Source organism: Pseudomonas furukawaii (assembly GCF_002355475.1).
Lineage (GTDB): Bacteria > Pseudomonadota > Gammaproteobacteria > Pseudomonadales > Pseudomonadaceae > Metapseudomonas > Metapseudomonas furukawaii.
The window spans coordinates 244409-265603 of record NZ_AP014862.1 but is presented as its reverse complement, the minus strand read 5'-3'; the positions used below and the strand labels follow the sequence as shown (position 1 = coordinate 265603).

Here is a 21195-nt window from a genome sequence, read left to right as displayed (position 1 = left end):
TTTCTCCGGGCAGAAAAAAGCCGCACCAGGGTGCGGCTTCTTCGGGGGGCAGCGTCACGCCTGAATACAGCCCTTGAGCTTGTTCATGGCGTTCTTCTCCAACTGGCGAATACGCTCGGCGGAGACGTTGTACTTGGCGGCCAGGTCGTGCAGCGTCGCCTTCTCTTCGGCCAGCCAGCGCTGATAGAGGATGTCGCGGCTGCGTTCGTCCAGGCCCTCCAGCGCTTCGTGCAGGTTGGCGGTGGAGCTGTCGCTCCAGTCGGCCTCCTCGAGCTGGCGCGCAGGGTCGTAGCGATGATCTTCCAGGTAATGGGCCGGAGCCTGGAAAGCAGCGTCGTCATCGGCATCCGCCGCCGGGTCGAAGGCCATGTCCTGGCCCGTGAGCCGGCTTTCCATCTCGCGGACTTCATGGGGCTCGACGCCAAGGGTGTCAGCCACGGCGTGGACTTCATCGTTGTTCAGCCAGGTCAGGCGCTTCTTCTGGCTGCGCAGGTTGAAGAACAGCTTGCGCTGGGCCTTGGTGGTCGCGACCTTGACGATGCGCCAGTTGCGCAGGATGAATTCGTGGATCTCGGCCTTGATCCAGTGCACGGCGAAGGACACCAGGCGCACGCCCATTTCGGGATTGAAGCGCTTCACGGCCTTCATCAGGCCGACATTGCCTTCCTGGATCAGGTCAGCCTGGGCCAGGCCGTAGCCGGAATAACTCTTGGCGATATGTACAACAAAGCGCAGGTGCGCCAACACCATTTGCCGGGCCGCTTCCAGATCCTGTTGGTAGAAGAGGCGCTCGGCCAGTTCGCGCTCCTGCTCGACAGTCAGCAGCGGAATGCCGTTGACCGCATGCACGTATGCCTCCAGGTTCGCACCGGGGGCAAGGGCATAGACAGGTTGCAGGGAAGTGGTCATGCGAATCCTCCGATTCACTAAAGCTCGCGCAGTGTAGCACTGGCCAATCTGACTGCAAGGGGGTGTAAAAGTTTCCTTACACCCCGAAAAGCGGCAGCCGACGGACGCGCTTTTTCAGCGCGGCGCAAGCTCGCTCAGATGCCGCGCAACCGCCAGCCAGGCACCGATGTAGCCCAGCAGGACGGCACCGACCAGCAGCGACAGGCCGTCTCCGAGGGGCACGCCGGCCAGGGCGAAATCGCTGCCGTAGAGACCGGCGAGGCGAACGACGGCATCGTTCAGCCAGTTCAGGCCGTAGGCCAGCACCAGCCAGGCCAGCAGGCCGGCGCCGGTGCCGTAGATCGCGCCCATATAAAGGAAGGGACGACGGACATAGCCATCGGTGCCGCCCACCAGCTTGATCACCTCGATCTCGGTGCGGCGGTTCTCGATGTGCAGGCGGATGGTGTTGCCGATCACCAGCAGCAGCGCCAGGATCAGCAACACCGCCAGGCCGAAGACGAAGCGCTCACCCAGCTTGAGGATGGCCGACAGGCGCTCGACCCAGACCAGGTCCAGCTGCGCCTGCTCGATGCCCGGCATCTCCGCCAGGCGCTGGCGCAGGGCCTCCAGGCCGGCCTTGTCGACCTCCCTGGGCGTGACCAGGACCACGCCCGGCAACGGGTTCTCCGGCAGCTCCTTGAGGGCCTCGCCCAGGCCGGATTGCTGCTGCAGCTCGGCGAGCGCCTGCTCGCGACTGATCCACTCGGCCTCGGCCACGTCGGGCATGGCGGCGATCTCGTCCCGCAGCTTCTGGCCCTGGGATTCGCTGGCGTCGATCTTCATGAACAGCGAAATCTGCGCCGCTCGCTGCCAGGATCCGCCCAGTCGTTCCACGTTGCTCAACAGCAGGGACAGGCCCATGGGCAGGCTGAGGGCGATCGCCATCACCAGGCAGGTAAAGAAGCTGCCGATGGGCTGCCGGCCGAGGCGGCGCAAGCTGTCCATCAGGCTGGCGCGGTGGCTTTCCAGCCAGGCCAGCAGCAGGGTGCGGAAGTCCGGGCCATCGTCCTGGCGATCCGGCGACTCCACATTGCGCGGCGTGGCGCCCACGCGCTCGGCGGGCTTGGGTGGCGGAATCTGCTTGGCGCTCATACGGCCTCCCCATCGCCGATCAGGCGGCCGCGTTGCAAGGTGAGCAGGCGATGGCGCATGCGCGCGATCAGCGCAAGGTCGTGACTGGCGATCAATACGGTGGTCCCCAGGCGATTGATGTCCTCGAAGACGCCCATGATCTCGGCGGCCAGACGCGGGTCCAGGTTACCGGTGGGCTCGTCCGCCAGCAGCAGGGCCGGCCGGTGCACCACGGCGCGGGCGATGCCGACGCGCTGCTGCTGGCCGGTAGAGAGGTCGGCGGGGTAGAGCTCGGCCTTGTCGGCCAGGGAAACCCGCTCCAGGGCGATGCCGACCCGCTTGGCGATCTCCGGCTTGGACAGGCCGTGGATCTGCAACGGCAGGGCGACGTTGTCGAACACGGTGCGGTCGAACAGCAACTGGTGGTTCTGGAACACCACGCCGATCTGCCGGCGCAGGAAGGGAATCTGCGAATTGGTGATGGTGGACAGGTCCTGGCCGGCCAGCAGCAGCTTGCCGGTGGTGGGCCGCTCCATCGCCAGGAGCAGGCGCAGCAGGGTGCTCTTGCCCGCACCGGAGTGGCCGGTCACGAAGAGGAACTCGCCGCGGCGGACGCGGAAGCTCAGCTCGTGCAGGCCAACGTGGCCATTGGGGTAGCGCTTGCCGACCTGCTCGAATCGAATCATGCAGACTCCCGCTCGGCGAAGAGGGCCTTGACGAAGGCGTCGGCTTCGAAGGTCCGCAGATCATCGATGCCTTCGCCGACGCCGATGTAGCGGATCGGCAGGGCGAACTGCTTGGCCAGGGCGAAGATCACGCCACCCTTGGCGGTACCGTCCAGCTTGGTCAGGGCCAGGCCCGAGAGATTCACCGCCTGGTGGAACTGCTTGGCCTGGTTGATGGCGTTCTGGCCGGTGCCGGCGTCCAGTACCAGCAGCACCTCGTGGGGAGCGGTCTCGTCCAGCTTGCCGATCACCCGGCGCACTTTCTTCAGCTCCTCCATCAGGTTGTCCTTGGTGTGCAGGCGGCCGGCCGTATCGGCGATCAGCACGTCGACGCCCCGGGCCTTGGCGGCCTGCACGGCATCGAAGATCACCGAGGCGGAATCGGCGCCGGTGTGCTGGGCGATCACCGCGATGTTGTTGCGCTCGCCCCAGACCTGCAGCTGCTCCACGGCGGCGGCACGGAAAGTATCACCGGCGGCCAGCATCACCTTCTTGCCGTCCTGCTGAAGCTTCTTCGCCAGCTTGCCGATGGTGGTGGTCTTGCCGACGCCGTTCACGCCGACCACCAGGATCACATAGGGCGCACGAGCGCCATCGATGTTGAGCGGCTGCTCGACCGGGCGCAGCAGCGCGGCGAGTTCCTCCTGCAGGGCCCTGAACAGGGCATCGGCGTCGGCGAGCTGCTTGCGCGCCACCTTCTGCGTCAGGCTCTGGACGATGGCGCTGGTGGCCTCCACCCCGACGTCGGCGGTGAGCAGGCGGGTCTCGATCTCATCCAGCAGGTCATCGTCGATGGCCTTGCGCCCCAGGAACAGGCTGGCCATGCCCTCGCCGATGCTGGCGCTGGTCTTCGACAGGCCCTGCTTGAGTCGGGCGAAAAAGCCCGCCTTGGCCGGTTCGGCCGAAGCGACGGATGCGGAGGGTACCGGCGTTGCCTGGGCCGGCTCCAGCGCCGAAGGGGCAGCGGCGGCCTCCGGTGCAGGTGCAGGTGCAGGTGCAGGTGCAGGTGCAGCAGGCTGAGGCGCGGCCGGGATTTCGACCACCGACGCGGCGGGAATCTCTGTCACGGGCGCCGGCGCTTCGATCACCAGCGGGGCAGGCGCGGGCGTTTCAGGCGCGGCCGGCGCGGGGTCGGCCGCCGGCGAGGCAGGAGCCTCGGCCGACACTGGAGACGGAACGGAATCAACGGGGGATTCGGCCTGGGCAGGCGCTACCGGCTCCGCCGGAGCGGGAGCGGCTTCCTGGGGCTTCTTGCGCAGCCAGCCGAACAAGGATTTCTTTTCCCCGGCCTGAGCCGGAGCCTTCTTGTCGTCGTTGGAACCAAACATGAGTCGATTGCATCTCAAGGGAGCGACGGTGCTGGCTCTGTGCCTGGCCCGCTTCGCCGCCCCGGGAAGTCGGGTAGCCCCGTACCATTATCTGGTCCGGGGCCCCCTAAGAACCGTGCATGCGGCTTTCATCGCACACGGCTCAAGCCTACATGAAGCCATGAAGACTGGCCGGCAACGCACGGAGTGTTGCGCGCGACTTTACCACTATAAGCCGCTGTGGAGCAGGTTTACTTGCTTCCGCTGACTGTGGATCAGCGCGTGACAGTTGGGGTGCAGCAGCACCCGGTTATCGAGCGTGTCTGGTCCGCCGTCCACACGCCTAATGACGTGGTGGTCGTGCCATCCTGTCTCTTTGCTCACCGGGTATCCGCACAATGCGCACTTGCCTTTTTGCCGAGCGAAAAGCCTGACGACTTGCCCTCGGTAACGCAGCTTGTGCTGCATCCGTTGGACTCGTAGCGCTTCCCACTTCAGCTCATGCTCAGCGTCATAAGGGTGATACTCCCCCGGCAGACGCTTGTGTCGCACGATTGCGGTTTTCGCCAGCGTGTACAGCTGACGGAACCGCTGCTCTCCTTTGCCACCTTTATAGGGTTGCGCAAACACCCAGCTTCGCCCGTCTATGGAATGGAAGTATTTATTCCTAATCCAGTCGACCGACTTGTTCGGATGCCTGCGCTTCGCCCACCTCCATACACGCCAATGAATCAGGTGATCCAGCCTGCTGAAGGTCTGCTTTGCTACAACGGCGGAGTGGTATTGCGCCCACCCCTTCAGTACCGGGTTCAGTTGGCCGATCAACGCTTCCTGCGTCATAGCCCCGCTGCTCTTGATGATCTCTGCCACTTTTCGGTAGAACGCCGAGGCATTCTTCTTCGAGGGTTTGATCAACAGCTTGGCCTTCCCGTAAGGCGACTTCGGCACGTATTTCCTGAAGCACCAACCCAAGAAATCGAAGCCTTCGTGGATATGCGTAATCTGCGTTTTCGCCTGGGATAGTTCGACCCCTCGTACAGACAGGAATTGTTCTACCCAGGGTTTTACCTCGGACTCCAACAGCTCTTTGGAAGCTGCAGTAATCACAAAGTCGTCCGCATAACGCACCACTTGGACTTTCGTTTTCTCAGCCTTTTTGACACCCAGTTTCTCCGCCAGATGGCGTTTCAACTGAGCTTCCAGGCCGTTGAGGGTGGCATTTGCCAAGCAAGGGGAAATGATTCCTCCTTGTGGTGTCCCGGCCTGCGTGGCCGTGAATTGTCTCCGGTCGATAACCCCGGCCCGTAACCACTTGCGCAGTACCACCCTGTCCATGGGGACATTCCGGCACAGCCAGTCATGGTTGATGTTGTCGAAGAAGCCTTTGATGTCCCCCTCCAAGATCCATTGCGGACTGTCCTGCCGTGACAGCAGGGCAAAGAGTTCCACCATCGCATCAGCGGTAGAGCGGTCAGGTCGGAAACCGTAACTTTTCAAGTCGCTGGTGCTTTCGACTACGGGTTCTAGTGCGAGCAGGTGAAGTGCCTGCCAGGCCCGATCAATCATCGTCGGAATACCTAGTGGACGCTTCTCCTGCTTGCCGGGCTTCGGTATCCACACTCGCCGAAGCGGTTGCGGTCGATAGCCTCGTTTTTTCGACAGACGTATCACGGCCTGTAGCTTGGCCTGGGGCGAGCCCCATGTTGCTCCATCTACGCCCGGGGTCTTGCGACCACGGTTCTCCGTGACTCTTTTCGTGGCCAGACACCGACCATGAAACGAGTGGGTCAGCATCCTTTGCAGGCGTTTAACCCTGCGCCAGTTGCCTTCCCTTGTTGCCTGCGCAATTTTCAACTGCGTCTTCCGGACGGAGGTCTGAATACTGGCCCAGTCGAGACTGTGCCAGGTCATATCCTCGTCGAAGGACGCAGACGTAACTGATGTTTCTAGTTGCGTTTTCATACTGTCCTCCTGATGGTGACTAGACCTTCAGGACGGACTGCCCCTAGGGGCAGAATCCGCCCCCTAGGGTCGTTGTTACGCTGGAATCAGCGGTTTTCGTTGCGCCTGTAGACCAGGTGCAAGTCAGCCAGGGTTGCCCCTGTCGATGATGTTTCAACCGATATGACGCCCATTACAGGCGACCATTCGCTTTTTGCACCCTCCCATTCCCCACACTCATCAGCGTCCCTTGCGGGCAGCCTGCCTGCCGAAGCGAGGCGAGTGGTCGGGATTACCACGTTCCCCGGATAGCATCGATTCCCCGTTTAGGCTTCGCCTTTCCCCCGGTAGTGCGGCGGTACCGCAGTGCATCTTCCTACTGCACTGACCGACTACGGTGCCATTTTGGCCGGGGCCTAATTGCCGTTGGCCCCATGATACTGACGAGGGTTCTGACGACGATTCACATGTGTTAGCCATGCGGGTTAGGTCACTAGCCTCCAGACTCCGGGCAATTCGAAGCCTTATGCATACCGTCACCGGATGCATTTCCTAAAAAGGAGAGACATTGTTAGCCGGGCTTCATACCCCAGGGTTGGTCCCCAGAGCATGCCGACCTAGTGAACTGATGGGTACACATCAGGCTCGGTACTCCCTGGACCAGCGGAGTTGAGCAATGCGGTCCGGAGCTCACGCTCCGTGCTTGGACTTGGTGCCTCCAACATCTCACGACGATGGTGACGGTCAAGTTAGTCCAGAGGCCTTTATAAGGTGGGAGCAGCCCCTAAGGGCGTTTACCACCCTTGGGGCTTGAAATATCTTGAAACAATTCCCGTGATAGGAATTGCCTTTTGATGCGCTTAACCGAACGAATTTAGACCGCTAGAGGTCGTATTCGAGGCGTAGCTTCCCCCGGAACGGGGATTTACCACACCCCCGCAAGCGGGTCGATTTGAGCTGGTCAAACCAGGCACAAGTGCTTTATTTAGACTCTAGCCCCTTGATATCAAAGGACTTGGTGTCAGGGAGAAAGCTCTCCGACCAAGCACGACACGATCATACGTGTCGCACAGGATGGGGTATCCTAGCACCTCTTCGCCCGCAGGCGGTACGACCGCCGGGGCCGTCCGACAGGTCCAGAACATCCATGAAAGGCATTGCCCGACAAGCCGCTGGCTTGCTCATCTGCGCCCTCTGCCTGCCTGCCCTGACACTCGCAGCAGACACCCAACCCACCCACGAGTTCACCCTGGACAACGGTCTGAAAGTCGTCGTCCGCGAGGACCACCGTGCCCCCGTCGTGGTCTCCCAGCTCTGGTACAAGGTGGGCTCCAGCTACGAGACGCCCGGCCAGACCGGCCTGTCCCACGCCCTCGAACACATGATGTTCAAGGGCAGCCGCAAGCTCGGCCCCGGCGAAGCCTCGCGCATCCTGCGGGAGCTGGGCGCCGAGGAGAATGCCTTCACCAGCGACGACTACACCGCCTACTACCAGGTGTTGGCCCGTGATCGCCTGGGCGTCGCCTTCGAACTGGAAGCGGACCGCCTCGCCAGCCTCAGGCTGCCGCCCGAGGAATTCGCCCGGGAGATCGAGGTGATCAAGGAAGAACGCCGCCTGCGCACCGACGACAAGCCCAGCGCCAAGGCCTTCGAGCGCTTCAAGGCCATGGCCTATCCGGCCAGCGGCTACAGCATTCCCACCATTGGCTGGATGGCTGATCTCGACCGCATGAAGGTGGAGGAGCTGCGCCACTGGTACCAGTCCTGGTATGCCCCGAACAACGCCACCCTGGTGGTGGTCGGCGACGTCACCGCTGACGAGGTGAAAGGCCTGGCCCAGCGCTGGTTCGGCGACATCCCCCGCCGCGCCGTACCGCCGGCCAAGCGTCCCCTGGAGCTGGCCACGCCCGGCGAGCGTCGCATCACCCTGCACGTTCGCACCCAGTTGCCCAGCCTGGTGATGGGCTTCAACGTGCCGGGCCTCGCCACCGCCCCGGAGGCCCGTCAGGTCCACGCCCTTCGCCTGATCTCCGCCCTGCTCGACGGCGGCTACAGCGCCCGCCTGCCCAGCCGACTGGAGCGCGGCGAGGAACTGGTGAGCGGCGCCTCCGCCTGGTACGACGGTTTTTCCCGTGGCGACAGCCTGTTCGTTGTCAGCGCCACCCCCAACGTGCAGAAGAGCAGGACCCTGGCCCAGGCCGAAGCCGGGCTCTGGCGCGAGCTGGAGGCTCTGAAGCGGACGCCGCCCAGTGCAGAGGAACTGCAGCGCGTCCGCGCCCAGGTCATCGCCGACCTGGTCTACCAGCGCGACTCCATCACCAGCCAGGCCACCACCATCGGCCAACTGGAGACCGTGGGCCTGTCGTGGAAGCTGATGGACCAGGACCTGGCCGCCCTGGAAGCGGTGACCCCGGCCGACATCCAGGCCGCCGCCCGCACCTTCTTCACCCGCGACCGCCTGAGCGTCGCCCACGTCCTGCCCGAGGAGAGCGGCCATGAGTGATCGCAACGGCCTGCGTTACGGCCTGCTCGGCCTGGCCCTGATCGTCCTGCTGGGCCTGCTCGGCTTCATCGCCGACCGCCCGAACAGCTCGGCCACGGCGGAGACCGCCGCGCCGCCCAGCACCCCTGGCCTGGAATCCCTGGCGGAATTGAACGGCAACGCCCCCGGGCGCCGGCGCCTGGAGATCCAGAGCTGGAAGACCACCGAGGGGACCCGCGTGCTGTTCGTCGCCGCGCCCGAGCTGCCGATGTTCGACCTGCGCCTGACCTTCGCCGCTGGCAGCAGCCAGGACGGCGACCTGCCGGGCCTGGCCACCCTGACCAACGCCATGCTCAACGAGGGCGTGGCCGGCAAGGACGTCACCGCCATCGCCGAAGGCTTCGAAAGCCTCGGCGCCGAATTCGGCAATGGCGCCTACCGCGACATGGCCATCGCCAGCCTGCGCAGCCTGACCAAGCCCGAGCTCCGCACTCCGGCGCTGGAACTCTTCACCCAGGTCGTCGGCGCCCCGGACTTCCCGGAGGACGCCCTGGCACGGATCAAGAACCAGATGCTCGCCGGTTTCCAGTACCAGAAACAGAATCCTGGCCGCCTGGCCGGCCTGGAGCTTTTCGAGCAGCTCTACGGCCAGCACCCCTACGCCCACCCCAGCGACGGTACCGAAGCGTCCATCCCCGGCATCACCGTCGACCAGCTGCGCGCCTTCCATCGGAAGGCCTATGCGGCCGGCAACCTGGTGATCGCCCTGGTAGGCGACCTGTCCCGCGCCGAGGCCGAGGCCATCGCCAACCAGGTGTCCCGCGCCCTGCCCAAGGGACCGGCGCTGCCGAAACTGCCGGAGCCCGCCGCGCCCAAGGCCGGCGTCCACCATATCGAGTTCCCCTCCAAGCAGACCCACCTGATGCTGGCCCAGCTCGGCATCGACCGGAACGAGCCCGACTATGCCGCCCTGTACATCGGCAACCAGATCCTCGGCGGCGGCGGCTTCGGCACCCGGCTCATGGACGAAGTGCGGGAGAAGCGCGGCCTCACCTACGGCATCAGCTCCGGCTTCACCGCGATGCAGGTCAAGGGCCCCTTCATGATCGGCCTGCAGACCCGCGCCGAAATGAGCCAGGGCACCCTGGCGCTGATCCAGGACATCGTCCGCCGCTACCTGGCCGAAGGCCCTACCCGGAAAGAACTGGAGGATGCCAAGCGCGAGATCGCCGGCAGCTTCCCGCTGTCCACCGCCAGCAATGCCGATATCGTCGGCCAACTGGGCGCCATCGGCTTCTACGACCTGCCCCTGACCTACCTGGAAGACTTCATGACCCAGGTCCAGGCTCTGGACGTGGCCCAGGTGAAAGCCGCCATGGCCCGCCACCTGGATCCCGACCAGTTCGTCATCGTCACCGCAGGCCCGACCGTCTCCCAGCAGGACCTGCCGCCTCCCACCGACAAGCCCGCCGACCTTCCCAGCGGCGTACCGGAGCACTGATGCGCAAACCCAACGCCAAACCCGCCCGTCCTGGCCATGGCGGCCAGGGCCAGCTCCGCATCATCGGCGGCGAATGGCGCTCGCGGCGCTTCGCCTTTCCCGATGGCCCGGGCCTTCGCCCCACGCCGGACAGGGTGCGCGAGACCCTGTTCAACTGGCTGGCCCCCCATGTGGAGGGCGCCCGGGTGCTGGATCCCTTCGCCGGCAGCGGCGCGCTCTTTCTCGAAGCCCTGTCCCGGGGCGCGGAACAGGCGCTGGCCCTGGACCTGAATCCCGACTCGGTGGCCGCCTTGCGCGGCCACCTGGACGTGCTGCGCTGCGGCAAGGGCCAGCTGCTGCAGAGCGACGCCCTGCGCTACCTCGACACCCAGGCACCCTCCCCATTCGACCTGGTGTTCCTCGACCCGCCCTTCAACCTGGGCCTGCTGGCCCCAGTCTGCGAACTGCTGGAAAACCGGGGCTGGCTGGCCCCCCGTGCCTGGGTCTATACCGAAAGCGAGACCCCGCCATCCGCGCTGGGCCTGCCGAGCAACTGGCGCCTGCACCGGGAGAAGAAAGCCGGCCAGGTGTACTACGCCCTGTGGCAGCGCAGCGCCGAGACAGGTCACCTCCCTGACGTCTGACCCGGTTCCCGTCGATGCCCGCGTTCCACCAGCAGGTCACCGCCCACAGCAGCTTCCAGCCCGCCTGGTGGCTGCCTGGCCCCCACCTGCAAACCCTCTGGTCGCCCTTCTTCCGCGTACCGGCGCAACTGGAGCGACAACGGGAGCGGCTCTGGCTGGAAGACGGCGACTTCCTCGACCTGGACTGGCACGGTCCCCACGAGGCCGACAGACCCCTGGTGCTGGTACTCCACGGCCTGACCGGCTCGTCCGCGTCGCACTACGTGCTCGGCCTGCAGCAGGAACTGGCGGCGCGCCGCTGGGCCAGCGTCGCCCTGAACTGGCGGGGCTGCTCGGGCGAACCCAACCGCCTGCCCCGGGGCTATCACTCCGGGGTCAGCGAAGACCTGGCCGCCACCATCGCCCACCTCCGGGCCTGCCGACCATTGGCCCCCCTCTATGCCGTGGGCTACTCGCTCGGCGGCAACGTGCTGCTCAAGCACCTCGGTGAAACCGGCCTGGACTGCGGCCTGCAAGGCGCGGTCGCGGTGTCGGTGCCCTACCGCCTGGACCAGTGCGCGGACCGCATCGCCCTGGGCTTCTCACGGGTGTACCAGGCCCATTTCATGCGCGAGATGGTGGCCTACGTGAAAACCAAGCGGCAGCTCTTCACCCACCAGGGCCAGTCCGAGCACCTGAGCGCCCTGGACCGGCTGGGCACCCTGGACGGCATGCGCACCTTCTGGGACTTCGATGGCCGCGTCACCGCGCCCCTGCACGGCTTCGACGACGCCCACGACTACTACCGCCGGGCCTCCAGCCGCTACTACCTGGGCGGCATCCGTATTCCCACCCTGCTGATCCAGTCCGCCGACGACCCCTTCGTGTTCCGCCACAGCCTGCCGGAGGCCCAGGAACTGTCCGCCACCACGCGCATGGAACTCCATGCCCGGGGCGGCCATGTGGGCTTCGTCGAAGGGTCTCCGCGCAAGCCCGCCTTCTACCTGGAGAGGCGGATCCCGGACTGGCTGGACAGCTGCCGTCAGGCCGGCACGATGGCGTCGAGCGGTACGTAGAGCTTCTCGTAGAGCGCCTTCACCGCCGGCTGCGCCTCGGGCGCGAGGTAGCCGCCCTCCAGCGCCAGCACCTGGTAGATGCCACGGCGCAGCAGGTCCTGGCTGATGTCCGCGCTCTCGCCGCGCGTGGTGCAGAGAAATCGCACCCAGGAGGTGATGATGATCCAGCTGTTCAGGGTCAACGCCTCGGTCTGGGCCGGCGTCATCAGCAGAATCCCCGCCTCGACGAAGCCCCGGTAGATGCCGAGAGCGTGGTCCAGGCAGCGCTGGGCGAACTGCCGGTAGCGGACCGCCAGCTCCGCATCGGACTCCAGCAGGTGCTCCAGGTCGCGGTGCAGGAAACGGAAGTCCCACATCGCCGCCAGCAGCGACTCCAGGTAGAAGGTCTTGTCCTCCACCGTCACCGCGCGCCCTTCAGGCACCCGCAGGAAGGCATCCACCCGCGCCTCGTACTGGCCGAACAGCTCGGTGATGATCTCCTGCTTGTTGCGGAAGTGGTAATAGAGGTTGCCCGGCGACATGCCCAGGTGCGCGGCGATGTGGTTGGTGGTCACGTTGCGCTCACCCTGGGTGTTGAACAGCCCCAGGCTCTCCAGAACGATGCGGTCGCGGGTCTTGGTTCTCGGGGCCATGGAGCGGAATTTCCTGCGGGTGGATGGACCTGGCGGAGGCAAAGGTACATCGACTGATCGTCCGGGAACACCCGGCGTGACCGGCAAACGGACCGCCCGGCCGTTCGACGGGCAGCCTTCCGGCGCGACGAGGGGCAAGCCGTTTGACAGATTAGAGCAATTGCTCTAGAAATCCAGCGACAGGATAACAATAGAGTCCCGCCGATCCCCACCCGGATCCGGAGATTCCCCAGAGCCCGCCAGGAGCCGCACCATGGTCGCCGACCTCGCCTACCTGCAACACAGCCAGCAGCAGATCAGTCAGCTGGAAGCCCTCTTCCAGCGCCAGCGCGAGGCGTTTCGTGCCCATCCCATGCCCAGTGCCGAACAGCGCATCCAGTGGCTGCGCAGCCTGGCCGAGCTGATCTCCAGCGAACGCGACGCCCTGATCGCCGCCGTCTCCAGCGACTTCGGCAACCGCTCCGCCGACGAAACCCTGCTGGCGGAAATCATGCCCAGCCTCCACGGCATCCACTACGCCCGCAAGCGCCTGCGCAAATGGATGAAACCCTCCCGCCGCGCCGTCGGCCTGGCCTTCCAGCCGGCGGCCGCCCGGGTGGTCTACCAGCCACTGGGCGTGGTGGGCGTGATAGTGCCCTGGAACTACCCGCTGTTCCTGGCCATCGGCCCGCTGGTCGGCGCGCTGGCTGCCGGCAACCGGGTGATGATCAAGATGAGCGAGTCCACCCCGGCCACTTCGCGGCTGCTCAAGGAGCTCCTGGCGCGAATCTTTCCCGAGGACCTGGTGGCGGTGGTGGAAGGCGAGGCCGAGGTGGGCGTCGCCTTCTCCCGACAGCCCTTCGACCACCTGCTGTTCACCGGCGCCACCAGCATCGGCCGGCACGTGATGCGCGCCGCCGCCGAGAACCTGACCCCGGTGACCCTGGAGCTGGGCGGCAAGTCGCCCGCCATCGTCTCCGCCGAGGTGCCCCTGGCCGACGCCGCCGAGCGCATCGCCTTCGGCAAGACCCTGAACGCCGGCCAGACCTGCGTGGCGCCCGATTACGTGCTGGTGCCCGAAGACCGTGTGGACGGTTTCATCGAGGCCTACCGCGAGGTGGTCCAACGCTTTTTCCCGAAGCTCGCCGACAACCCCGACTACACCGCCATCATCAACGAACGCCAGCTGGGCCGCCTCAAGGGCTACCTGGCCGACGCCGAGGCCAAGGGCGCGAAACTGGTCCCGCTGTTCCCCGAAGGCGAGGACCGTCGCCTGCCCCATACCCTGGTGCTGAACGCCACCGACGACATGAAACTGATGCAGGAGGAAATCTTCGGCCCCCTGCTGCCGGTGGTGCCCTATCGGCGGATCGACGACGCCTTCGCCTACATCAACGCACGTCCGCGCCCCCTGGCCCTCTACTACTTCGGCTACGGCAAGGCCGAGCAGCAGCGGGTACTCCACGAAACCCACTCCGGCGGTGTCTGCCTCAACGACACCCTGCTGCACGTCGCCCAGGACGACATGCCCTTCGGCGGCATCGGCCCCTCGGGCATGGGGCACTACCACGGCCACGAAGGCTTCCTGACCTTCAGCAAGGCCAAGGGCGTGTTCATCAAGCAGCGCTTCAACGCCGCGAAGCTGATCTACCCGCCCTACGGCAAGGCGATCCAGAAGCTGGTGTACAGACTCTTCGTCCGCTGAGTCGGGCGCTCGCAGGACGGAAACAAGAATGAGCGAAACCACCCTCGACACCCCGGGACTTTCCCGGCGCAACCTGCTCAAGGTCGGCCTCTTTGGCTCGGCCTTCCTCGCTACCGCCGGGCTCACCGCCAGCCTCACCGGCTGCTCGGCGAGCGTCCCGGCCAGCGGGTACGCGGCCCTGCGCGACGCCGACCTGCCCTTTCTCCGGGCCCTGGTGCCGGTGATGCTCGACGGCGCCGTGCCCGCCGGGCGCATGGCCGACGCCGTCACCGGCACCCTGGAGAGCCTGGACCATGCCCTGCACCGCCTGTCACCGGAAATGCTCAGGCTCACCCGGCAGCTGTTCGACGTGCTCGCCCTGCCCGTCACCCGGGGCCCGCTGACGGGCGTCTGGGGGCGCTGGGAGAACGCCAGCGCAGAGGATATCCGCCAGTTCCTCGGACGCTGGGAAAACAGCTCCATCGGCCTGCTGAAGATGGGCCACGCCTCGCTCCTGCAACTGGTGATGATGGCCTGGTACGGCCGGCCCGAATCCTGGGCCCACTGTGGATACCCCGGCCCGCCCCAGGTATGAAACGCCCCCGGCCGTCCCTCCCGATAACGACAAGAATTCGCCCGAGACCCTGAGATGCCCGTACCCGATCTGTTCGCCGAAGGCCTGGCCCGAGGCTGGAAGACCCACGACGGCTCGCGCCTGGAGCGCGACCTGACCCTGGAAGCCGACGTCGCCATCGTCGGCAGCGGCGCCGGCGGCGGCACCACCGCTGAGATCCTCAGCGCCGCCGGGCTCAAGGTGCTGCTGATCGAGGAAGGCCCGCTGAAGACCAGCACCGACTTCAAGATGCAGGAAGCCGAGGCCTACCCGGCGCTCTACCAGGAAGGCATCGGCCGCATGAGCAAGGACGGCGCCATCACCATCCTCCAGGGCCGCGCCGTGGGCGGCACCACCCTGGTCAACTGGACCTCCAGCTTCCGCACCCCCGACCCGACCCTGGAACACTGGGCGCGGGAACATGGCGTGAAGGGCCTGTCCCCCGCCGAGATGGCGCCCTGGTTCGAGAAGATGGAGCAGCGCCTCGGCGTCGCGCCCTGGATGTTTCCGCCCAATGCCAACAACGACGTGATCCGCCTGGGTTGCGAACAGCTCGGCTACCACTGGAAGGTCATCCCACGGAATGTGCGCGGCTGCTGGAACCTCGGCTACTGCGGCATGGGCTGCCCCACCAACGCCAAGCAGTCCATGCTGGTGACCACCATCCCCGCCACCCTCGACAAGGGCGGCGAGCTGCTCTACCTGGCCCGCGCCGACAAGCTCCTGCTGGAGGGCGACCGGGTCAGCGGCCTCGAATGCCTGGCCCTGGACGAACGCTGCGTGGCCCCCACCGGCCGGCGCATCACCGTCAGGGCCCGTCATTACGTGCTGTCCGGCGGCGGCATCAACACCCCGGCCCTGCTGCTGCGCTCCAGGGCGCCCGATCCCCACGGCCGCGTGGGCAAGCGCACCTTCCTGCATGTGGTGAACTTCTCCGCCGCCACCTTCGACCGGCTGATCAACCCCTTCTACGGCGCGCCGCAGTCCATCTATTCCGACCACTTCCAGTGGGACGACGGCGCCACCGGGCGCATGTCCTACAAGCTCGAAGTGCCGCCTCTGCACCCCGCGCTCACCAGCACCCTGCTGGGTCGCTTCGGCACCGACAACGCCCTGCGCATGGAGCAGCTACCCCACACCAACGTGATGCTCGCCCTGATGCGCGACGGCTTCCACCCGGACAGCGCCGAAGGCACGGTGGAGCTGCGCGGCGACGGCAGCCCGGTGCTGGACTACCGCATGACCGACTACACCTGGGACGGCATCCGCCGCGCCTTCCACGTGATGGCGGAGATCCAGTTCGCCGCCGGGGCCAGGGCCGTGCTGCCCCTGCACAACGACGCCCGCCACGTGACCCGCCTGGACGAGGCCCGCCGCCTGATCGACGAACTGCCCCTGGCGCTCTACCGCACCCGCCTGGGCAGCGCCCACGTGATGGGCGGCTGCGCCATGGGCGAGGACCCCACGCGGGCGGTGGCCGACAGCCTGGGCCGCCATCACCAGCTGGCCAACCTGTCCATCCATGACGGCTCGCTGTTCCCCACCAGCATCGGCGCCAATCCGCAGCTGTCGGTCTACGGCCTCAGCGCGCGCCTCGCCAGCGCCCTCGCCGAACGACTCGGCAAGGCCTGACCGACGAGCCGGCCCCGGCGCGCAAATCTTGGCCGCCGGGGCCTGCTGCGCTACCATCCGATTCCCTTTTGGCCCCCTGCCAGGACGTCGCGATGAACCGAGTGTTGTATCCGGGCACCTTCGACCCCATCACCAAGGGTCATGGCGATCTGATCGAACGTGCCTCCCGCCTGTTCGATACCGTGATCATCGCCGTGGCCGCGAGCCCGAAGAAGAATCCCCTGTTCAGCCTGGAACAGCGTGTTGCACTGGCGCGCGAAGTCACCAAGCACCTGCCCAACGTGGAAGTGGTCGGCTTCTCCACCCTGCTGGCGCACTTCGTCAAGGAGCAGAACGCCAATGTGTTCCTCCGCGGCCTGCGCGCGGTGTCCGACTTCGAGTACGAGTTCCAGCTGGCCAACATGAACCGCCAGCTCGCACCGGACGTGGAGAGCATGTTCCTCACCCCGTCGGAGAAGTATTCCTTCATCTCCTCCACCCTGGTACGCGAAATAGCGGCCCTGGGCGGCGACATCACCAAGTTCGTCCACCCGGCCGTGGCCGCGGCGCTGGCCGAGCGCTTCAAGCGCTGAGTCGGGCCGCTGCCCGGCAGTCGCGCCCCGCACCGGGGCGACCGCGATCGATGCGTGCGTCGATCGCGGCAATCCGGCACAATTCCGCTATTTTCCGTTAAAGGCCGCCGCTGCCCGGCGACGGCAGGAGTTGTTCCGCCATGTCCCTCAAGATCACCGACGACTGCATCAACTGCGACGTCTGCGAACCCGAATGCCCCAACGGCGCCATTTCCCAGGGCGAGGAGATCTACGTGATCGACCCCAACCTCTGCACCGAATGCGTGGGCCACTATGACGAGCCCCAGTGCCAGCAGGTCTGCCCGGTGGATTGCATTCCCCTCGACGAGGCCCATGTCGAAAGCAAGGATGAGCTGATGCAGAAGTACCTGAAGCTCACCGGCAAGGCCTGAGCCATGGGCCGCCTGGTCCGCGGCGCCTGCCGAGGCGCGCTGCTCGCGACGCTGCTCCTCCTGGGCGGCGTCGCCCAGGCCGCCGGTCCCGGCCGTGCCGCCGTGGCCACGCCCCATCCGTCCGCCACCGTCGCCGGCCTGGAAACCCTGGCACAGGGCGGCAACGCCTTCGACGCCGCCGTTGCCATCGCCGCCGCCCTGGCGGTGGCCGAACCCTACGGCTCTGGACTGGGCGGCGGCGGGTTCTTCCTGCTGCGCCAGGCCGGCGACAAACCCGTCTACCGCTTCCTCGATGCCCGTGAGCGGGCGCCGCTGGCGGCCCACGCCAAACTCTACCTGCGCGACGGTAAGCCTGACCCGGCCCTGTCCCTGGACGGTCCCCTGGCCGCCGCCATCCCCGGTCTTCCCGCCGCCCTGGCGGACCTGGCCGGCCACTACGGCAGGCTGCCACTGGCCGACACCCTGACCCCGGCCATCCGTCTCGCCCGCGATGGCATCTCCGTGGACCGCATCTACCGGGAGCGTGCGGGTTTCCGCCTGGCGGCCATGCGCGACGACCCGGAAACCGCGCGGCTGTTCCTCGACCACAAGGGCGAAGTCCCCGAGGAATTCAGCCTGCTGCGCCAACCGGAACTGGCCAACACGCTGGAGCGCATGGCCCGCTACGGCAAGGCGGGGTTCTACAGCGGTCCCGTGGCCGAGAAGCTGGTGCGCGGCGTGAACGCCGCCGGTGGCATCTGGAGCCTCGAGGACCTGGACCGCTACCGCACCGTGGAACGCGAACCGATCCGCTTTCCCCTCGCCGAGGGCCGCGAGCTGATCAGCGCCCCGCCGCCCTCGGCCGGCGGCATCGCCCTGGCCCAGAGTCTGGCCATGCTGCAGCAACTGCCCTGGCGCGAAGCCGATCGGGTGCAGCGGACCCACTATGTGGTGGAGGCCCTGCGTCGCGCCTACCGCGACCGGGGGCTGCTGGGTGACCCCGACTTCGTCGCCATCCCCACCGCCAGGCTGCTGGACGCCAGCTACCTGAAACAGCTCGCGCAAGGCATCGACCCGCGCCGCGCCACTCCCAGCAGCGCATTGCCGCCATCACCGTCCTGGCGCGAGGGCGACCACACCACCCATTTCGCGGTGATCGACAAGGACGGCAACGCCGTCGCCGCCACCCTGTCCATCAACCTGCCCTTCGGCGCCGCCTTCACCGTGCCCGGCACCGGCGTCCTGCTGAATGACGAGATGGACGACTTCGCCGCCAACCCCCAGGGCGCCAACGCCTACGGACTGGCCGCCAGCCAGGCCAATGCCGTGGGCTCGGGCAAGCGCCCGCTTTCGTCCATGAGCCCCACCTTCATCGAAAGCGCCAGCGAGTTCACCGCCTTCGGCACCCCGGGTGGCAGCCGTATCCCCAGCATGGTGCTGCTGTCGGTGCTGGAGTACCTCGATGGCCAGCCGGTCAGCCGCTGGCCGGCGGTGGCGCGCTACCACCACCAGTACCTGCCCGACGTGATCGAGCACGAGCCCGGCGCCTTCAGCAGCGATGAAAGCGCGGAACTCCGGGCGCGCGGCCATGCGCTCAAACCCCTGGGCCGCAACTACGGCAACCAGCAAGTGCTCTACTGGAACAAGGAGAAGGGCAGCCTGGAGGCCGCCAGCGACCCCCGAGGCGTGGGTCGCGCCGACCTGCTGGAAGAGCCGCGCTAGGGTTGCCTCAGGACGGCCGGCCAACGTCCAGGACGATCAGCGTCTCGTCATCCCTCCCAAGCCGGCGCAACTCACGGAACAGCGCCTGCCCCTCCCCCAGCATCAGCACATTGCGCAGGCTCTGGAAGATCCGGCTGGCATAGCCCAGGTCGTTCATCAGCGAGCTGGTCTGCAACCCATCCATCTCACCCAGGCGCACCGCATTGAACAGGCGCGCGCGGAAGCGGCCGTCGAAGGCCGCCGCCTGGTCGTCCAGCCACCGGAGTCGCTGGCTCCAGGCCTCCTCGGGCAACTCCGAGCGGCCCAGTTCGCGCAGCTCATGGAGCATGACCAGCAGGTGGCGTCGCAGATCGACGTAGGCCTCGCGCACCGGCGAGTGCTCCTGGTCGAGGAATCGGCCCAGGTTCTTCTGCAGGTGCTTGGCATCCTTCACAGCATCCACCAGTTGCAGGGCGGCCAGTTGGCTGCTGACCCAGAACTGCTGATGCGCCTCGTCCAGGGGCAGGTCGAGGCGCCCCATGAAACTCAGCAGGTCGGCGTAGACGCCCTTGATGTGCCGCTGGTACAGCGCCTCGGCATCCAGGTGATGACGCTCCGGGCGCCCCTGCAACAGGCTTTCATCCCCCTGGACCCGCGCCAGCTGGTCCACCGGCAGATAGAGGGCGTGGCAGATCACCTCGAGGCTGAGCCGGCCCAGGTGACGCAACTCCCGCACCACGGCGCTGGACGCCGCATCCACCGAATCCAGTGCCCGGTCGTTCAGGTAGCGGGCCCGGGTTCGCTGGGGCTCCTCCGGCCCGGCGGCCAGTTCGGTGATCAGCACCTGGGGCTCGGCCCGCTCCGGCAGCCAGCGCACAAGTTGCTGCGCAAGGCGCCCCTGCAGCGGCCAGAACAGCAGCACGCCCATGGCATTGATCAGGCTGTGGAACATCGCCAGCTGGATCAGCTCGTTGGTCCCCAGCCCCGTGCGTTCGGCGATCAGCCCCACCAGCCAGGACAGCGGCGCCAGCAGGACGAAGGCCAGGCTGCAGGTCACCAGGTTGAACAGCACGTGGGCCAGGGCCAGGCGCTGGCCGCTGCGGTTGCCCCCCAGGGAGCCGACGAAGGCCGTGGTGACGCTGCTGCCGACATTGGAGCCGATGGCGATGGCGAACCCCTGGGCCAGGTCCAGTTGCCCGCCCGCCAGGGCGGCGAGGGTGAGCATCAGGGTCGCGTGGCTGGACTGCAGCACCAGGGTCAGCAGCAGCCCCACCAGGGCGAACAGCAGGCTGCCGGCCAGACCGTCGGCCTGGTAGGCGGTCAGGTCGAGGCCGTCGCCGAAGCTGGCGAAGCCCTCCTTGATCTGGTCGATGCCGAGGAAGATGAAGGCGATGCCGAGGACGATGCGCCCCGCCGCCTTGCTCTTCTCCCCCAGGAAGCCTCCCAGCACACCGAACACCAGCAGGGGCAACGCCAGCGGGCTGAGGCTGAGGTTCTGGCCGGCGAGCGCCAGCAGCCAGATGCCGCTGGTGGCACCGAGGTTGGCGCCAAAGAGGATGGCGATGCCGCCGGCCAGCTGGATGAGTCCGGCGCTGATGAACGCGATGGTGAGCAGGGAGACCAGGGTGCTGGACTGCAGCAGCAGGGTGCCGCAGATGCCGAACATCAACCCCTTGAAGGAGGTGGCGGTGCTCCGGGCCAGCAACTGCTCGAGCTTGCCCCCGGCCAGTTGCCGCAGCCCCTCCTCCAGGCACTGCATGCCGAAGAGGAAGAGCGCGAGGCCGGCGCAGAGCTCCAGCCAGCCGGAGCTGAACCAGAAGCTCGCGATCAGGCCGGCGGCGGCCAGGACCAGCAACAGGAGGCGGGCGTAATCTTTCACGGGTGGTTTCCCTTCACCAGAATCAGGGACCAGCTAATACCCGACCCGGACGGGGGGAGCAATCATCGTGCCCCGAAAACGCCAACGGCCCCGTGCAGGGGCCGTTGTGGACGGAGCGAGAGGGATCAGTCGGCCTTGTAGCCGCTCAGGGTGCAGCCGAGGCACCGCACGAAGGCTTCCTGGGCCGGCACGCCCACCAGTTGCTCGGCCGCCTCGCCGACATTACCGCCCAGGGCGGAGAACGGCAGGCTGATGATGAACAGGCCGGCGCCGATCACGGTGGCGCCGATCAGCAGCGGACGGGCGATGAGGATATCGCCGGCCATGCTGTAGCCGCTCGGGGCATTGGCGGTGTACATGGGGTCGCCGCTGACGTTCTCCTGAACCACTTCCGCATGCGCCGGCAACGCCAGCAGGCCAGTGGTCAGAGCCAGGACAGCAGCGGTGGAGCGGAACAGGTTCATGGGGCGATCCTT

18 protein-coding genes are annotated in these 21195 nt (G+C 66.5%); 10 read left to right on the top strand and 8 right to left on the bottom strand.

The window, feature by feature from the left end:
- Positions 1-54: 54 nt before the first annotated feature.
- The 5 genes from rpoH to ltrA all read right to left on the bottom strand — a co-directional run bounded on the left by rpoH (position 55) and on the right by ltrA (position 6016).
- A complete protein-coding gene (gene rpoH, locus KF707C_RS01230; protein ID WP_003455675.1) occupies positions 55-909 on the bottom strand; it encodes an RNA polymerase sigma factor RpoH in 855 nt (284 codons plus the stop codon).
- A 114-nt stretch (positions 910-1023) separates the two neighbouring features.
- Positions 1024-2043, bottom strand: coding sequence for a permease-like cell division protein FtsX (gene ftsX, locus KF707C_RS01225; RefSeq protein WP_003455676.1), 1020 nt, complete (start codon positions 2041-2043; stop codon positions 1024-1026).
- Positions 2040-2708 (bottom strand): cell division ATP-binding protein FtsE, encoded by a 669-nt coding sequence (gene ftsE / locus KF707C_RS01220; RefSeq protein WP_003455677.1) that lies wholly within the window; start codon positions 2706-2708, stop codon positions 2040-2042. Before ftsE ends, ftsX begins: the two co-directional genes overlap by 4 nt.
- Positions 2705-4075, bottom strand: a complete 1371-nt coding sequence (ftsY, locus tag KF707C_RS01215) for a signal recognition particle-docking protein FtsY (RefSeq protein ID WP_003455678.1) — start codon at positions 4073-4075, stop codon at positions 2705-2707. The genes ftsE and ftsY overlap by 4 nt, the downstream gene beginning before the upstream one ends.
- 207 nt (positions 4076-4282) lie before the next feature.
- Complete coding sequence (gene ltrA, locus KF707C_RS01210; RefSeq protein ID WP_003455680.1) at positions 4283-6016, bottom strand: group II intron reverse transcriptase/maturase; 1734 nt, start codon at positions 6014-6016, stop codon at positions 4283-4285.
- A 1126-nt stretch (positions 6017-7142) separates the two neighbouring features.
- Here ltrA and KF707C_RS01205 point away from each other — a divergent pair.
- From KF707C_RS01205 to KF707C_RS01190, 4 genes are read left to right on the top strand one after another with little or no spacing between them, the layout of a single operon-like run.
- A complete protein-coding gene (locus tag KF707C_RS01205) occupies positions 7143-8498 on the top strand; it encodes a M16 family metallopeptidase (RefSeq protein WP_003455681.1) in 1356 nt (451 codons plus the stop codon).
- Positions 8491-9978, top strand: coding sequence for a M16 family metallopeptidase (locus tag KF707C_RS01200; protein WP_003455682.1), 1488 nt, complete (start codon positions 8491-8493; stop codon positions 9976-9978). The genes KF707C_RS01205 and KF707C_RS01200 overlap by 8 nt, the downstream gene beginning before the upstream one ends.
- Positions 9978-10601 (top strand): 16S rRNA (guanine(966)-N(2))-methyltransferase RsmD, encoded by a 624-nt coding sequence (gene rsmD / locus KF707C_RS01195; protein ID WP_003455683.1) that lies wholly within the window; start codon positions 9978-9980, stop codon positions 10599-10601. Before KF707C_RS01200 ends, rsmD begins: the two co-directional genes overlap by 1 nt.
- 14 nt (positions 10602-10615) lie before the next feature.
- The gene (locus tag KF707C_RS01190) at positions 10616-11656 is read left to right on the top strand and encodes a hydrolase (protein ID WP_003455686.1); all 1041 of its coding nucleotides are present in this window, start codon (positions 10616-10618) and stop codon (positions 11654-11656) included.
- Here the strand turns inward: KF707C_RS01190 and KF707C_RS01185 are convergent.
- Positions 11623-12288 (bottom strand): TetR/AcrR family transcriptional regulator, encoded by a 666-nt coding sequence (locus tag KF707C_RS01185; protein WP_003455688.1) that lies wholly within the window; start codon positions 12286-12288, stop codon positions 11623-11625. The two genes, KF707C_RS01190 and KF707C_RS01185, sit on opposite strands and share 34 nt — an antisense overlap.
- 253 nt (positions 12289-12541) lie before the next feature.
- Here KF707C_RS01185 and KF707C_RS01180 point away from each other — a divergent pair, with 253 nt between their 5' ends.
- From KF707C_RS01180 to ggt, 6 genes are all read left to right on the top strand, one after another.
- A complete protein-coding gene (locus KF707C_RS01180; protein ID WP_003455690.1) occupies positions 12542-13972 on the top strand; it encodes a coniferyl aldehyde dehydrogenase in 1431 nt (476 codons plus the stop codon).
- Positions 13973-14000: 28 nt separating this feature from the next.
- On the top strand, positions 14001-14546 hold the full coding sequence (locus tag KF707C_RS01175) for a hypothetical protein (RefSeq protein ID WP_003455700.1): 546 nt from the start codon (positions 14001-14003) through the stop codon (positions 14544-14546).
- Between the two features lie 54 nt (positions 14547-14600).
- The gene (locus tag KF707C_RS01170; protein ID WP_003455703.1) at positions 14601-16196 is read left to right on the top strand and encodes a GMC family oxidoreductase; all 1596 of its coding nucleotides are present in this window, start codon (positions 14601-14603) and stop codon (positions 16194-16196) included.
- A gap of 92 nt (positions 16197-16288) precedes the next feature.
- The gene (coaD, locus tag KF707C_RS01165; protein ID WP_036993815.1) at positions 16289-16768 is read left to right on the top strand and encodes a pantetheine-phosphate adenylyltransferase; all 480 of its coding nucleotides are present in this window, start codon (positions 16289-16291) and stop codon (positions 16766-16768) included.
- 140 nt (positions 16769-16908) lie between these two features.
- The gene (locus KF707C_RS01160) at positions 16909-17160 is read left to right on the top strand and encodes a YfhL family 4Fe-4S dicluster ferredoxin (protein WP_003455709.1); all 252 of its coding nucleotides are present in this window, start codon (positions 16909-16911) and stop codon (positions 17158-17160) included.
- A gap of 3 nt (positions 17161-17163) precedes the next feature.
- The gene (gene ggt / locus KF707C_RS01155; protein WP_003455711.1) at positions 17164-18861 is read left to right on the top strand and encodes a gamma-glutamyltransferase; all 1698 of its coding nucleotides are present in this window, start codon (positions 17164-17166) and stop codon (positions 18859-18861) included.
- Positions 18862-18868: 7 nt separating this feature from the next.
- Here the strand turns inward: ggt and KF707C_RS01150 are convergent, their stop codons facing one another.
- Complete coding sequence (locus KF707C_RS01150) at positions 18869-20719, bottom strand: Na/Pi cotransporter family protein (RefSeq protein WP_003455713.1); 1851 nt, start codon at positions 20717-20719, stop codon at positions 18869-18871.
- A 125-nt stretch (positions 20720-20844) separates the two neighbouring features.
- On the bottom strand, positions 20845-21183 hold the full coding sequence (locus tag KF707C_RS01145) for a hypothetical protein (protein ID WP_003455715.1): 339 nt from the start codon (positions 21181-21183) through the stop codon (positions 20845-20847).
- Positions 21184-21195 lie beyond the last annotated feature (12 nt).

Coding starts and splice junctions, on each gene's coding strand:
- KF707C_RS01205 (WP_003455681.1), top strand. CDS start 7,143: ATGAAAGGCATTGCCCGACAAGCCGCTGGCTTGCTCATCTGCGCCCTC.
- ftsY (WP_003455678.1), bottom strand. CDS start 4,075: ATGTTTGGTTCCAACGACGACAAGAAGGCTCCGGCTCAGGCCGGGGAA.
- KF707C_RS01175 (WP_003455700.1), top strand. CDS start 14,001: ATGAGCGAAACCACCCTCGACACCCCGGGACTTTCCCGGCGCAACCTG.
- KF707C_RS01160 (WP_003455709.1), top strand. CDS start 16,909: ATGTCCCTCAAGATCACCGACGACTGCATCAACTGCGACGTCTGCGAA.
- KF707C_RS01180 (WP_003455690.1), top strand. CDS start 12,542: ATGGTCGCCGACCTCGCCTACCTGCAACACAGCCAGCAGCAGATCAGT.
- ltrA (WP_003455680.1), bottom strand. CDS start 6,016: ATGAAAACGCAACTAGAAACATCAGTTACGTCTGCGTCCTTCGACGAG.
- KF707C_RS01190 (WP_003455686.1), top strand. CDS start 10,616: ATGCCCGCGTTCCACCAGCAGGTCACCGCCCACAGCAGCTTCCAGCCC.
- ftsX (WP_003455676.1), bottom strand. CDS start 2,043: ATGAGCGCCAAGCAGATTCCGCCACCCAAGCCCGCCGAGCGCGTGGGC.
- KF707C_RS01170 (WP_003455703.1), top strand. CDS start 14,601: ATGCCCGTACCCGATCTGTTCGCCGAAGGCCTGGCCCGAGGCTGGAAG.
- KF707C_RS01185 (WP_003455688.1), bottom strand. CDS start 12,288: ATGGCCCCGAGAACCAAGACCCGCGACCGCATCGTTCTGGAGAGCCTG.
- KF707C_RS01200 (WP_003455682.1), top strand. CDS start 8,491: ATGAGTGATCGCAACGGCCTGCGTTACGGCCTGCTCGGCCTGGCCCTG.
- ftsE (WP_003455677.1), bottom strand. CDS start 2,708: ATGATTCGATTCGAGCAGGTCGGCAAGCGCTACCCCAATGGCCACGTT.
- KF707C_RS01145 (WP_003455715.1), bottom strand. CDS start 21,183: ATGAACCTGTTCCGCTCCACCGCTGCTGTCCTGGCTCTGACCACTGGC.
- rsmD (WP_003455683.1), top strand. CDS start 9,978: ATGCGCAAACCCAACGCCAAACCCGCCCGTCCTGGCCATGGCGGCCAG.
- rpoH (WP_003455675.1), bottom strand. CDS start 909: ATGACCACTTCCCTGCAACCTGTCTATGCCCTTGCCCCCGGTGCGAAC.
- coaD (WP_036993815.1), top strand. CDS start 16,289: ATGAACCGAGTGTTGTATCCGGGCACCTTCGACCCCATCACCAAGGGT.
- ggt (WP_003455711.1), top strand. CDS start 17,164: ATGGGCCGCCTGGTCCGCGGCGCCTGCCGAGGCGCGCTGCTCGCGACG.